The organism is Mycobacterium saskatchewanense (assembly GCF_010729105.1).
Lineage (GTDB): Bacteria > Actinomycetota > Actinomycetes > Mycobacteriales > Mycobacteriaceae > Mycobacterium > Mycobacterium saskatchewanense.
Window position 1 is genome coordinate 3,856,052 of sequence record NZ_AP022573.1, and the last position, 12,232, is coordinate 3,868,283.

General features: G+C 68.5%; 15 protein-coding genes. 9 read left to right on the plus strand and 6 right to left on the minus strand.

Features of this window, described 5'->3' with window-relative positions:
- Positions 1–7: 7 nt before the first annotated feature.
- Positions 8–898: an alpha/beta fold hydrolase gene (locus G6N56_RS18170; RefSeq protein WP_085254338.1), complete on the plus strand. Its 891-nt coding sequence runs from the start codon at positions 8–10 to the stop codon at positions 896–898.
- A 129-nt stretch (positions 899–1,027) separates the two neighbouring features.
- Here G6N56_RS18170 and G6N56_RS18175 read toward each other — a convergent pair whose 3' ends face one another.
- From G6N56_RS18175 to G6N56_RS18185, 3 genes are read right to left on the minus strand one after another with little or no spacing between them, the layout of a single operon-like run.
- Positions 1,028–2,071, minus strand: coding sequence for a zinc-binding dehydrogenase (locus tag G6N56_RS18175; protein ID WP_085254339.1), 1,044 nt, complete (start codon positions 2,069–2,071; stop codon positions 1,028–1,030).
- 2 nt (positions 2,072–2,073) lie between these two features.
- Positions 2,074–2,286: a TOBE domain-containing protein gene (locus G6N56_RS18180; protein WP_085254438.1), complete on the minus strand. Its 213-nt coding sequence runs from the start codon at positions 2,284–2,286 to the stop codon at positions 2,074–2,076.
- 37 nt (positions 2,287–2,323) lie between these two features.
- Positions 2,324–2,920, minus strand: a complete 597-nt coding sequence (locus G6N56_RS18185; protein ID WP_085254439.1) for a TetR/AcrR family transcriptional regulator — start codon at positions 2,918–2,920, stop codon at positions 2,324–2,326.
- Between the two features lie 139 nt (positions 2,921–3,059).
- Between G6N56_RS18185 and G6N56_RS18190 the strand changes: the two genes are divergently transcribed.
- Entirely contained in the window at positions 3,060–4,382 is a 1,323-nt protein-coding gene (locus G6N56_RS18190; protein WP_085254440.1) for a cytochrome P450, read from the plus strand.
- An 18-nt stretch (positions 4,383–4,400) separates the two neighbouring features.
- Here the strand turns inward: G6N56_RS18190 and msrA are convergent, their stop codons facing one another.
- Positions 4,401–4,910 (minus strand): peptide-methionine (S)-S-oxide reductase MsrA, encoded by a 510-nt coding sequence (gene msrA / locus G6N56_RS18195; protein ID WP_085254340.1) that lies wholly within the window; start codon positions 4,908–4,910, stop codon positions 4,401–4,403.
- Positions 4,911–5,001: 91 nt separating this feature from the next.
- Here msrA and G6N56_RS18200 point away from each other — a divergent pair, with 91 nt between their 5' ends.
- The 3 genes from G6N56_RS18200 to G6N56_RS18210 all read left to right on the plus strand — a co-directional run bounded on the left by G6N56_RS18200 (position 5,002) and on the right by G6N56_RS18210 (position 7,007).
- The gene (locus tag G6N56_RS18200) at positions 5,002–5,508 is read left to right on the plus strand and encodes a nuclear transport factor 2 family protein (protein WP_085254341.1); all 507 of its coding nucleotides are present in this window, start codon (positions 5,002–5,004) and stop codon (positions 5,506–5,508) included.
- Entirely contained in the window at positions 5,505–6,557 is a 1,053-nt protein-coding gene (locus tag G6N56_RS18205) for an NAD-dependent epimerase/dehydratase family protein (RefSeq protein ID WP_085254342.1), read from the plus strand. Before G6N56_RS18200 ends, G6N56_RS18205 begins: the two co-directional genes overlap by 4 nt.
- Before the next feature lie 69 nt (positions 6,558–6,626).
- Entirely contained in the window at positions 6,627–7,007 is a 381-nt protein-coding gene (locus G6N56_RS18210; RefSeq protein WP_085254343.1) for a DUF427 domain-containing protein, read from the plus strand.
- On the opposite strand, the gene G6N56_RS18215 is transcribed toward G6N56_RS18210, so the two are convergent.
- Complete coding sequence (locus tag G6N56_RS18215; RefSeq protein ID WP_085254344.1) at positions 7,001–7,402, minus strand: nuclear transport factor 2 family protein; 402 nt, start codon at positions 7,400–7,402, stop codon at positions 7,001–7,003. The genes G6N56_RS18210 and G6N56_RS18215 overlap by 7 nt on opposite strands.
- 58 nt (positions 7,403–7,460) lie before the next feature.
- Here G6N56_RS18215 and G6N56_RS18220 point away from each other — a divergent pair, with 58 nt between their 5' ends.
- Together G6N56_RS18220 and G6N56_RS18225 are read left to right on the plus strand one after the other, a co-directional pair.
- Positions 7,461–8,375, plus strand: a complete 915-nt coding sequence (locus G6N56_RS18220; RefSeq protein WP_085254345.1) for a DNA-3-methyladenine glycosylase family protein — start codon at positions 7,461–7,463, stop codon at positions 8,373–8,375.
- Positions 8,376–8,453: 78 nt separating this feature from the next.
- Positions 8,454–9,005 carry a Dps family protein gene (locus tag G6N56_RS18225; RefSeq protein ID WP_085254346.1) on the plus strand — a complete coding sequence of 184 codons (552 nt, stop codon included), beginning with the start codon at positions 8,454–8,456 and terminating at the stop codon, positions 9,003–9,005.
- A gap of 22 nt (positions 9,006–9,027) precedes the next feature.
- Here the strand turns inward: G6N56_RS18225 and G6N56_RS18230 are convergent, their stop codons facing one another.
- Complete coding sequence (locus tag G6N56_RS18230; protein WP_085254347.1) at positions 9,028–10,494, minus strand: chloride channel protein; 1,467 nt, start codon at positions 10,492–10,494, stop codon at positions 9,028–9,030.
- Positions 10,495–10,605: 111 nt separating this feature from the next.
- On the opposite strand from G6N56_RS18230, the gene G6N56_RS18235 reads away from it, so the two are divergent.
- Positions 10,606–11,589: a pirin family protein gene (locus tag G6N56_RS18235; RefSeq protein ID WP_085254441.1), complete on the plus strand. Its 984-nt coding sequence runs from the start codon at positions 10,606–10,608 to the stop codon at positions 11,587–11,589.
- Positions 11,590–11,591: 2 nt separating this feature from the next.
- Positions 11,592–12,227: a TetR/AcrR family transcriptional regulator gene (locus G6N56_RS18240; RefSeq protein WP_085254348.1), complete on the plus strand. Its 636-nt coding sequence runs from the start codon at positions 11,592–11,594 to the stop codon at positions 12,225–12,227.
- The last annotated feature ends 5 nt before the right edge of the window (positions 12,228–12,232 follow it).

Here is a 12,232-nt window from a genome sequence, read left to right on the forward strand (position 1 = left end):
CTCAACCATGGTGACTATGCCCGCCCTGGACGGCGTCGAACATAGATACGTGGATGTCGGGGATGGTGTCACCATCCATGTCGCGGATGCGGGTCCGCCGGGTGGCTCCGCCGTCATGCTGGTGCACGGCTTTCCGCAGAACTGGTGGGAGTGGCACGAATTGATCGGTCCGCTGGCCGCCGACGGCTACCGGGTGCTGTGCCCCGACCTGCGCGGCGCCGGTTGGAGCTCGGCTCCCCGGTCCAGTTATCGCAAGAACGACATGGCCGACGACCTGGCGGCCGTCCTGGATCGCCTCGGCGTGTCGACGGTGAAGCTGGTCGGCCACGACTGGGGCGGGCCCATCGCGTTCATCATGATGCTGCGCCATCCGGAAAAGGTGACTGGCTACTTCGGGATGAACACCGTGGCGCCGTGGGTGAAGCCCGATCTGTCCCTACTGCGCAACCTTTGGCGCTTCTGGTACCAGGTGCCGATCCTGTTGCCGGTGATCGGCCCGCGGCTGATCGCCGACCCGAAGGCCCGGTTCTACCGGTCGCTGGCGGCCTGGGTCGGCGGCGGCTTCCTGGTGCCCGAGGAGGACGTGCGCTTCTACATCGAGTGCATGCGCGAGCCCGGGCATGCCGTGGCCGGCTCGCGTTGGTACCGAACCTTCCAGATCCGCGAGCTGGCGCGTTGGCTACGCGGGGAGTACAACGACTGCCGCGTCAACGTCCCGGTGCGGTGGCTGAGCGGGACCGACGACCCCGTCCTCGTTCCCGACCTGCTGAGCGGATATGCCGACCGCATCAAGGATTTCGACGTCGAACTGGTCGACGGGGTCGGCCACTGGATCGTCGAGCAGGCGCCCGACCTGGTCCTCGACCGGCTCCGCGCCTTCCTGCGGTACGCGCCGTAACGCTTCCACTGGGTCGTCCTGCGCGACGAGACATAAACCACCGCGCTTCGCACCGGCGTGTCGCGTGCGTGGTTTATGTGTCGCGGGAGTGGGGTGCGGGGCGGGTGTACAGACGCGGCGGGTCGCCGCTCAGGGCTTGACCAGGATGCGGATGGGGTTGCCGTCCCGGCGCTCCAGCTTCTCGATACCCAGCGGCAGGTCCTCCAGAGAGACGATCTCACTGATCGACCGCGAGAGATCAAGGCGGCCAAGCGAAACCAACTTCGCCAGCGTCTCGATGTCGACGTTCTGATAGCCAAGGTGGCCGAGCACCTGCTTGTGCGTCAACCCGAACAACGCCGTCGGGCCGACGGTCGGGGACTCCGCGCTCATCCCGACCCCCACCAGACGGCCGCCGACGGCCAGGCAGTCGAGTGCCTGCTCGAACGTCACCTTCAGGCCCACCGCGTCGAACGCGACGTCCAGGCCGCGTCCGCCGGTGACCTCGGCGATCTTGTCGTGCAAAGCGTCGTCGCGGGAGCTGAAGGCGTAATCCGCGCCGAGCTCCAGCGCCCGGTCCAGAACGGCCGGTTCGATGTCCACGGCGACGATCGGGACCGCGCCGACCAGCCGGGCGAGCTGGACGATGTGCGTCCCCACCCCGCCCACGCCCCACACGCCGACGGATTCCCCCACCGACACCTTGCCGGTGCGGACCACCGCCCCGTACGGCGTCGAGACCGCGTCGGCCAGGATCGCCGCCTGCTCCAGCGGCACGTTGTCCGGAACGCGCGTCAGCCCCGCCGCCTGCGCCACGGTGTATTCCGCCCAGGCGCCGTCGTAGGCGAAGGCCATCAGCTGAATCCGCAGGCAGTTCACCACATCGCCACGGCGGCAATTCGGGCACTTCTGGCACGGCCGGCCGGCGGCGACCACCACCCGGTCGCCCTCGGCCCAGCCGGTCACGCCCGGACCCAGCTTCGCGATGGTGCCCGACGCTTCGTGGCCCTGGGTGACCACCGGCTGCTGGGCCGGAAAAGTCCCGTTGATCAGGCTGAGGTCCGAATGGCAGATGCCGCAGAACGCGACCTTGACCAGGACTTCGCCCGGCCCGGGCTCGGGAATCGGAACGTCTTCCAGCGCAAACTTTTTGGTGTCGGCATAGAAGCGCTCGGCGCGCATGGTCGACGGCACGGTTAGTCGACGCCGATCGTGACTTCGGTGGACTTGATGAACACCGTCGCCGGCTGCCCCTCCTTGAGGCCGAGGTCGAGCGCGGCGTCCTTGGTGACCGACGACGTGACGATCTGGTCACCGCCGTCGAGCCGGACCTTCACGATCGCCATCACGCTGCCGAGGCTGACTTCGGTGATGGTCCCTTTGAGCTGGTTTCGGGTCGACAGCCGCATCGCGGTCTCCAATTCGTCGAGGGGTTTGCGATAGAGCCTATCGGGGTCCCAGCAGGGCGATCGACGCGTCCACCGCGGGCTCGACGATCTCGCGGACGGCCCGCCCGTCTTCGACGGTCATGGCGGTCAGTTCGCGCAGGCCGCCCAGCAGGATGACGGCCAGCGGCGCGGTCAGCGGCGGCAGGTCGGCCCGACGGAATCCGGGGCTGGCGCTCAGCGCGATCAACAGGTCGGACAGCAGCTGCAGGCCCCGGCGCTGGACCGGCCGCGCCTTGGGGCCCAGCGAGGGAAGTTCGCGAATCCAGCTCAGCATGATCGCCGGCCGCAATTCGATATGGCCGACGTAGGCCTCGACCGCCTGGCGAATCTGCCGCTGCCAGTCGGCCTCGGGGTCGACGGACGAGGCGATGCGCTCCCCGAGCCTCTCGACGTCGGCGCGCAGCAGCTCGAGGAAACACTCTTCCTTGCTGGCGAACTGGTCGTAGAACGTGCGCTTGGACGTGCGCGCGCCGCGGACGATGTCGGCCACCGTGCTGGCCCGGTACCCCCGCTCGATGATCGAACTCGCGAGGCCGTCGAGCAGCCGGAGCCGGAAGGGATCGCCGAGCACCGTCTCGCCGGCTGCTGCTGTCAGCGCGGATGTCACGGCGGGCGCTCCTTTCGGTCAGTGCGGCACCTTGCCAGGCTTGGTACCACAGAGTACCGTAACGCAAAAGTCTTGGTACACCGCGGTACCACCCTCGATCGGGGTAGATATGGGGAGCATCAAACCGATGAGCGAATTGGCCACAGCCCCGCAGGCGCCCTCCGTCGTCCGGCTGCCGCCTTCGGTCCGACTCCCGAAGTTGGTCCAGGGCCTGGCGTTTGCGGCATCGCGACGCAAGATGATGCAGCGGCTGTCCAGCCGCTACGGCGACTCCTTCACGCTCAACCTGCCGGTCTACGGCCCGGCCGTGGTGATCGGCGATCCGCAGGTGGCCAAGCAGGTGTTCACCACCAGTCCCGACGAGCTCGGCAACATCCAGCCCAACCTCAGCAGGTTCTTCGGCCCCGGGTCGGTGTTCGCGCTCGAGTTCGACGACCACCGCCGCCGGCGACGGTTGCTGGCGCCGCCGTTCCACGGCAAAAGCATGAAGAAGTACGAGAGCATCATCGAGGAAGAGACGCTGCGCGAGGTCGCCGACTGGCCCGAGGGCGAAGCGTTCCCGACGGTGCCGCCCATGATGCGGATCACCCTCAACGCGATCCTGCGCGCGGTCTTCGGGGCCGACGGCGCGGAGCTCGACGAGCTCCGCCGGTTGATCCCGCCGTGGGTGACCCTGGGCTCGCGCCTGGCGTCGCTGCCCAAGCCGAAACGCACCTACGGCCGGTTCACTCCCTGGGGGCGCCTCGCCGAATGGCGGCGCCAATATGACGCCGTCATCGGCAGGCTGATCGACGCCGAGCGGGCCGACCCCGATTTCGCCGACCGCACCGACGTGCTGGCGATGCTGCTGCGGACCACCTACGACGACGGTTCGGCCATGTCGCGCAAGGACATCGGCGACGAGCTGCTGGCGCTGCTGGCGGCCGGGCACGAAACCACCGCCGCCACACTGGGGTGGGCGTTCGAGCGGATCAGCCGGCATCCGGACCTGCTGGCCGCGCTCGTCGAGGAGGCCGACGCCGGTGGCGGCGAACTGCGTCAGGCGACGATCCTGGAGGTCCAGCGGGCCAGGACCGTCATCGACATGGCCGGACGCCACGTCTATCCCGAATCTGTCCGGCTCGGCGAGTGGGTGATCCCCCGCGGGCACTCGATTATCGTCGGCATCGGGCAGATACACGCCAACCCCGACGTGTTCGCGGATCCCGAGCGGTTCGACCCGCAGCGTTACCTGGGAAACAAGCCGTCGCCGTCCTGGATCCCGTTCGGCGGCGGGACCCGCCGCTGTGTGGGCGCGGCGTTCGCCAACATGGAGATGGACGTCGTGCTGCGAACGGTATTGCGGCACTTCACCATCGAGACCACCGACGCGCCCGGCGAACGCTGGCACGGCCGGGGCGTCGCGTTCGTCCCCAAGGACGGCGGGCGGATCGTGGTGCGCCGCCGCTGAGCGGCGCCCGATCGCCCGTCAGGCGGTGGCCCGCCGCGGCAGCTTCCATCCCGGCCGCACGAAGTGGCAGGTGTACCCGGTGGGGTAGCGCTCCAGGTAGTCCTGGTGCTCGGGCTCGGCCTCCCAGAAGTCACCGGCGGGGCTGACCTCGGTGACCACCTTGCCCGGCCACAGGCCCGACGCCTCGACGTCGGCGATGGTGTCCAGGGCGATGCGCTTCTGCTCGTCGTCGAGATAGAAGATCGCCGACCGATAGCTGGTGCCGCGGTCATTGCCCTGGCGATTCTTCGTTGTGGGGTCGTGGATTTGGAAGAAGAACTCCAGCAGCGTGCGGTAATCGGTGACGGCCGGGTCGTAGACGATCTCGATGGCCTCGGCGTGCGTGCCGTGGTTGCGGTACGTCGCGTTCGGCACGTCACCACCGGTGTACCCGACACGGGTCGACACGACCCCGGGCTGCTTGCGGATCAGGTCCTGCATCCCCCAGAAACAGCCGCCCGCGAGAATCGCCTTTCGGGTGCTTGCCATGCTGTCCTCCTCGGAAGTCCTCCATAGGAACCGGCGACGTTGCCCAGGCTACACTCCGGCGAATGACGTGTAGCGGCGCAAAGGAGCGCGCGTGACGGCTCAACAATTCTCCCGCCGCGAACTGGCCGACGCCTTCGCGAAGTTCGAGGAGACGGTGGCCCGGGCCGCCGAAACCCGGGACTGGGCGGCGTGGGTCGCCCAGTACACGCCGGACGTCGAGTACATCGAGCACGCGGCGGGCACCATGCACGGCCGCGACGAGGTGCGCGAGTGGATCCAGCGCACCATGACCACCTTCCCGGGCAGCCACATGGTGGCGTTCCCGTCGTTGTGGTCGGTCATCGACGACTCGACCGGGCGGATCATCTGCGAGCTGGACAATCCGATGAAGGACCCGGGCGACGGCACCGTCATCAGCGCCACCAACATCTCCATCGTCACCTACGCCGGCGACGGCCAGTGGCGCCGTCAGGAAGACATCTACAACCCGCTTCGATTCCTGCGGGCCGGCGTGAAGTGGTGTCGCAGGGCCCACGAGCTCGGCACGCTGGACGAGGACGCCGCCCGCTGGATGCAGGAATACGGAGGAGCGCAGTGACCCCGAAACCCAAGCTGGTCATCGGCGCCAACGGCTTCCTGGGTTCGCACGTGACCCGGCTGCTCGCCGCCCAGGGCGCGTCGGAGGGATTCGAGGTGCGGGCGATGGTGCGCCCGACCGCGAACACCCGCGCCATCGACGACCTCACGCTGACCCGGTTTCATGGCGACGTGTTCGACGCGGCCGCCGTGCGTGCGGCGATGGACGGTGTGGACGACGTGTACTACTGCGTGGTCGACACGCGCGCCTGGCTGCGGGACCCCTCGCCGCTGTTTCGCACCAATGTCGAAGGCCTGCGCAATGTGCTCGACGTCGCCGTCCAGTCCGACCTGCACCGGTTTGTCTTCACCAGCACCTACGCGACGGTGGGCCGGCGGCACGGCCATGTCGCGACCGAGGACGACGTCATCGACTCCCATGGCCTGAGCGCCTACGTGCAGTCGCGTGTGCAGGCCGAGAACCTGGTGATGCGGTACGTGACCGAACAAAACCTGCCCGCCGTGGCGATGTGTGTGTCGACCACGTACGGCGGCGGCGACTGGGGCCGCACCCCGCACGGCGCGTTCATCGCAGGGGCGGTGTTCGGCAAGCTGCCCTTCCAGATGAACGGCATCCAGCTCGAAGTCGTCGGCGTCGACGACGCCGCCCGGGCCATGCTCCTGGCCGCCGAGCGCGGGCGGGTCGGCGAGCGCTACCTCATCAGCGAAAGGATGATCCCGCTGAAAGAGGTGGTGCGGATCGCGGCCGACGAGGCGGGCGTACCGCCGCCCCGGCGCTCGATCTCGGTGCCGGTGCTTTACGTCCTGGGCGCGCTGGGCAGCCTGAGGGCGCGGCTCACCGGCAAAGACGCCGAGCTCAGCCTGGAATCGGTGCGGATGATGCGCGCCGAGGCCCCGGTCGACCACAGCAAGGCGGTCCGCGAGCTGGGCTGGCACCCGCGCCCGGTCGAGGAATCCATCCGGGAGGCGGCCCGATTCTGGGCCGCGATGAAATCCCCCCGGAAGGGCGCGAAGGGTGCGCAGACCGGCGCCGCGGCGCAGGCCGATTAGTTGTCGGGCGGGAAGCGTATCGGGCCGGCGCGCGTTACAGCTTTATCCGCGTTTCGAGGAGGTAGCACCATGGCACACCGACAGGTTCTGGAACCCAGCGCCGGGCATCCGATCACCATCGAGCCGACCAAGGGGCGGGTGCAGGTCCGCGTCAACGGCGAGCTGATCGCGGACACCACCGCGGCGCTGGAATTGCGCGAGGCGACTTTGCCTGTGGTGCAATACATTCCGTTCAACGACGTGGTCCGGGAGCGGCTGACGCGGACGGACACCAGCACCTACTGCCCGTTCAAGGGCGACGCCAGCTACTACAGCGTCACCACGTCGGCCGGCGACACCGTCGACGACGTGATCTGGACCTACGAGCAGCCCTTCCCGGCCGTCGCTGCGATCGCGGGTCACGTCGCCTTCTACCCGAACAAGGCCGAGATCAGCGTCTCCGGTCAGTAAGGGCGCCACCCGGGGAGCGCCGTCTCCTGGGCGCGGGTGTCGCTGTAGACCCGCATCGCGACGATAAGCCCGTCGCGGGTTTCGAAGACGCACGCGAACGGGCTGTCGTAGCTCACGCCGTCGGCGGTGGTGCCGGTGGCGTGGGCCTCGACGACCACGGTGTCTCCCTCGTTGACGCACCCCTGCAGGTCGATGGTGACCTCGAGGGCACGCTTGCGTTCCTCGATGGCCCGCCGCAGCGTCTCCTTGTCGCACGACGTGCGGGTGTACAGCGTCCAGTAGGTGAAGTCGTCACTGAGCAGCGCGAAGCCCTCGTCCAGGTCCCCGCCCTCGCTGATGCTCTCCAGGAACATCCACGCCAGTTCTCCCTGCGGGTCATCGAAGGGTGTCGCCACATCGCAATATTGTCTTGGGACATCGTTGACGGTCAATGAGGGGCGGTGCGGACGGCGATTGACTGAGCACGCGCGCACTCTCACATTCCCCGGAGCCGTCAGCTTCGGGCCCACGCTGGCGCCGCTGCGCCGGGGACCGCGGGATCCCTGTTTCCAGGCGTCCCGTGACGGCGGGATCTGGCGGGTCAGCCTGCTGCCCAGCGGTCCCGTCACCGCCCGGATCAGCCGCGCCGCCGCCGACGCGGCGCACTGCGTGGCGTGGGGCAGCGGGGCGCCCGAGTTCCTCGAGAGGCTGCCCGCGCTGCTGGGTGTGGGGGACGACGCGTCGGACTTCGTGCCGCGCGACTCGACCGTCGCGGCGGCGCACCGCCGCGTCCCCCACTTCCGGCTGGGGCGCACGGGCCTCGTCCTCGAAGCCTTGATTCCGGCGATCATCGAGCAACGCGTTCCCGGCGCGGACGCGTTCCGCTCGTGGCGGGTGCTGGTTTCCAAGTACGGGACGCCCGCACCCGGACCGGCTCCACCCGCGATGCGCGTGCCGCCCACGGCCGAGGCATGGCGGAGCATCCCGTCGTGGGAATTCCACCGCGCGAACGTGGATCCGCGGCGCGCGCTGACGGTGGTGACCTGCGCGCAACGGGCCGCGTCGCTGGAACGGCTGACGTCGCGTCCGGCTGCGCAGGCCCGCGAGGCGTTGACGTCGCTTCCGGGTGTTGGGATCTGGACCGCGGCCGAGACGGCGCAGCGCGCGTTCGGCGACGCCGACGCCGTGTCGGTCGGCGACTACCACGTGCCGAAGATGATCGGCTGGACGCTGCTGGGCAGGCCGGTGGACGACGCCGGCATGCTCGAACTGCTCGAACCGATGCGACCCCATCGCCATCGGGTGGTCCGGCTGCTCGAAGTCAGCGGCCTGGCCTACGAACCGCGGCGCGGCGCCAGATTACCGGTGCAGCACATCCACTCGATTTGAGCGCGAGCCGACGATTACTCTCCCGCGACCCCGGGTATTCGCGGCGGGAAGGGTTATGACTTGACGCAGGAGTGATTGATGACGCAGTTCACTATCCCGGGTTTGACCGATAAGCAGGGGGCGCGCCTCGCCGAACTGCTGCAGAAGCAATTGAGCACCTACAACGACCTTCACCTCACCCTCAAGCACATTCATTGGAATGTGGTGGGGCCCAACTTCATTGGTGTGCACGAGATGATCGACCCGCAGGTCGATGCGGTCCGCGGTTTCGCCGACGATGTCGCCGAGCGCATCGCGGCCCTGGGTGCCTCCCCGCAGGGGACGCCCGGCGCGATCATCAAAGACCGCACCTGGGACGACTATTCGGTGGGCCGCGACTGCGTGCAGTCGCATCTGGCGGCGCTCGACCTGGTCTACACCGGCGTCATCGAGGACATCCGCAAGAGCATCGAGGAGACCGAGGAACTCGATCCGGTCACCCAGGACCTGCTGATCGACCAGGCGGGGAGCCTGGAGAAGTTCCAATGGTTCGTCCGGGCCCACCTGGAGAGCGCCGGGGGCCAGTTGACCCACGAGGGCTCGTCGACCGAAAGGGACGCGGCGAGCAGCGCGCGCAACACGTCGGCGTAGTCGGCCGGCCGCCTGGGCGGTCCTAGCCGGCCGTTCCGGCCGTCGGGGCCTCCCCACGCTCGCGCTCGGCCGCGGCGGTCTCGCGGTTGAGCCGCTGGGCCTCGTAGATGGTGACGTTGGTGCGCGACATGAGCAGTGCCGCGATGCCGACGGACAGGATCGCACCCGGCACCACCGAGAACGATCCGGTCATCTCCGCGACCATGATCATGATGGCCAGGGGTGCGCGCGCGACGCTGCCGAAGCACGTCATCATCCCGACGACGACGAACACGCCGGGCTCGTGGGGCACCCCGGGCAAGGCGAGGAGTTCGCCCAGCCGCCAGACGGCGGCCCCGACGAACGCGCCGATCACGATGCCCGGCCCGAACAGCCCGCCGGACCCGCCGCTGCCGATCGACAGCGACGTGGCGACGATCTTGGCGAACGGGAGGACCACGACCACCCAGAGCGGGATGTGCATCAGGGAGCCGCGGTCGGCCGATAGCTGCGCCCAGCCGTAGCCGCTGCTGAGGATCTGCGGGATCGCCAGTCCGAGCAGGCCCACCAGCAGCCCGCCGATGGCCGGCTTGAGCACCGGGCCGCCGGGGAGCCGGCGGGTGATGCGGACCGACGCGTGAAAGACCCGGGCGTACAGGTAGCCGACGGCGGCCGCGGCCAGGCCGATGACGACGAACCACAACAGCGGCCCCGCCTTTTCGAAGCGGTACTCGGCGTCGATGAACCCGAACAGCGGATCGAAGCCGAGAAACGCGCCCAGCACCGCGTACGCGGTCCCTGAGGTGATGAACCCCGGCAGCAGGCAGCGGTAGTCGAAGTCGTCGCGGTAGGTGATCGACGCGGCCAGCACGGCCCCGCCCAGCGGCGCGGCGAAGATCGCGCCGATCCCCGCGCCGATGCCCAGCGCCACGGCGATCCGGCCGTCCTCGTCGGACAGGTTGAGCCGGCGCGTCAGCAACGAACAGAACCCGGCCGAGATCTGGGCGGTCGGCCCCTCGCGGCCGGCCGAACCGCCCGAACCGATCGTCAACGCGCTGGCCACCATCTTCACCAGCACCGCCCGGAAGCGGATCGCCCGCGGATCGGTGTGCACCGCCTCGATGGCCGCGTCGGTGCCATGGCCGGTGGCTTCGGGGGCGAGCGCGGCCACCAGCAGCGCCGACAGCAGCGCGCCGGCCGTCGTGATCAACGGAATCGCCCAGGCCCGCCGGAAGCCGGTGGACCCGCGCCCGCCGCCCTCCCCGACCGGCTTGGGCAGGTCGTAGCCCGCCAGGTAACCGAGCAGGAAATCGCTCGTGTACTTCAGCAAGAGGTAGAACACGACGGCGCCCAGCCCGGCGATGACGCCGATGATCACCACGAGCAGCAGCCACTTCTGCAGGTAGCCGGACCCGCGGATCGACGCCCCGAACCGGCCTCCCGCCCCGCGGACGGACGCCTCGTGGGGCAGCGGCTCGCCCTCCGCCGACTCGCCGGATCCCCCATCCATCACGTCATCCTATGCAGAAGGACGCTGGTCGGCCGGGTGGTGGGCACACCACGGAATAACCGGACTCTGGTCCGGTTATAGGGGTAAAGCTACGAAAACATGGAGGTCAAGATGCCTGCTGTCACGGCGGACACCCTGGCGTTGCCGCGCCTGAGCGCGGCCCGCCCCGCGGACGCCGAGCGCGCCGTGCGCTCGATCAGCACCGGCCCGCGCGGTCACGAGGGCGAGGGGTTCCCGGTCGTCCGGGCCTTCGCCGGGGTCAGCGCGGCGGCACTCGACCCGTTCGTCCACATGGACCAGATGGGTGAGGTCAACTATCAACCGGGGGAGCCGCGCGGCACCGACTGGCACCCGCACCGCGGATTCGAAACGGTCACCTACATGATCGACGGGAAATTCGCGCACCAGGATTCCCACGGCGGGGGCGGCCTGATCACCGACGGTGCGACGCAATGGATGACGGCCGGTTCCGGCATTCTGCACATCGAGACCCCGCCCGCCGAATTGGTGGACAGTGGCGGCTTATTTCACGGCGTCCAGCTGTGGGTGAACCTTCCGAAGAAGGACAAGTTCGCCGCGCCCCGCTACCAGGCCATTGAAGGGGCTGACGTGGGCCTGCTGGCGTCCGACGACGGCGGAGCGCTGGTGCGCATCATCGCCGGCGAGGTCGACGGCCGTCGCGGGCCTGGCAGCACGCACACGCCGATCACCCTGGCGCACGCGACGATCCACAACGGAGCGCGGCTCGGCATGCCGTGGCGCCGCGATTTCAATGCGCTGGTTTACGTGTTGTCCGGCAGCGGATATGTCGGTCCGGACGCCCATCCCATTCGCCACGGTCAGTTGGCGGTACTCGGCGCCGGGGACCGGATCACCGTCGGGGCGCATTCGGCGCAGGACTCCTCTTCGGCCACCGCAATGGATGTGTTGTTGTTGGGCGGTCAACCGATCCGCGAGCCCGTATTTCACTACGGGCCATTCGTGATGAACTCGCGCAGCGAATTGATCCAGGCGGTGCAGGACTATCAAGACGGAAAGTTCGGCAGTATCCCGCCAAACGCTTTAATGCCGCACCGTGGCGGTGGCACACTTTAGCAATGTCTCCGACGGCGAGCCGCAGGCCGGGACGCCCTCCCGCCGCAAAAGCGGACGAGACGCGTCAGCGCATCGTGCAGGCGGCTCGCGTGGTGTTCAGTGAGCGTGGCTATGACGGCGCCACCTTTCAGGGCATCGCGGGCCGCGCCGATCTGACGAGGCCCGCGATCAATCACTACTTCCCCAGTAAGCGACTGCTATATCGGGAAGTATTGGCCCAGACCAACGAATTGATCATCGGTTCCGGCATTCGACAGGCCAAGGGGCAGACCACACTGGTCGGGCGGCTGACGGCTTTCATCTCTGTCGCCGTACGCGCCAATTCCGAGAATCCCGCGGTATCGGCGTTTTTGGTAACCGCCGTGCTGGAATCGCAACGGCACCCAGAATTAAGCGGAATCGAAAACGATTCAGTGCGAATCAGCCGCGAGTTTCTGACGTGGGCGGTCAAGGATGCGATCGAGCACCGCGAGGTGGCGGCCGATATCGACGCCTCCGCACTGGTCGAGACGCTGCTGGTCGTGCTGTGCGGCGTGGGCTTCTATTCCGGCTACGTCCGCAGCCACGAAGAGATGCTGGCGGTCACCGAGATCCTGCGGCAGCTGCTGGAAGGTGCGCTCTGGGGACCGGGGGAGTGATCCGC

Excerpts from the sequence above, each read along its gene's own strand:
- G6N56_RS18210 (WP_085254343.1), top strand. The coding sequence starts at position 6,627 with ATGGCACACCGACAGGTTCTGGAACCCAGCGCCGGGCATCCGATCACC.
- G6N56_RS18235 (WP_085254441.1), top strand. The coding sequence starts at position 10,606 with ATGCCTGCTGTCACGGCGGACACCCTGGCGTTGCCGCGCCTGAGCGCG.
- G6N56_RS18180 (WP_085254438.1), bottom strand. The coding sequence starts at position 2,286 with ATGCGGCTGTCGACCCGAAACCAGCTCAAAGGGACCATCACCGAAGTC.
- G6N56_RS18170 (WP_085254338.1), top strand. The coding sequence starts at position 8 with ATGGTGACTATGCCCGCCCTGGACGGCGTCGAACATAGATACGTGGAT.
- G6N56_RS18190 (WP_085254440.1), top strand. The coding sequence starts at position 3,060 with ATGAGCGAATTGGCCACAGCCCCGCAGGCGCCCTCCGTCGTCCGGCTG.
- msrA (WP_085254340.1), bottom strand. The coding sequence starts at position 4,910 with ATGGCAAGCACCCGAAAGGCGATTCTCGCGGGCGGCTGTTTCTGGGGG.
- G6N56_RS18240 (WP_085254348.1), top strand. The coding sequence starts at position 11,592 with ATGTCTCCGACGGCGAGCCGCAGGCCGGGACGCCCTCCCGCCGCAAAA.
- G6N56_RS18225 (WP_085254346.1), top strand. The coding sequence starts at position 8,454 with ATGACGCAGTTCACTATCCCGGGTTTGACCGATAAGCAGGGGGCGCGC.
- G6N56_RS18230 (WP_085254347.1), bottom strand. The coding sequence starts at position 10,494 with ATGGATGGGGGATCCGGCGAGTCGGCGGAGGGCGAGCCGCTGCCCCAC.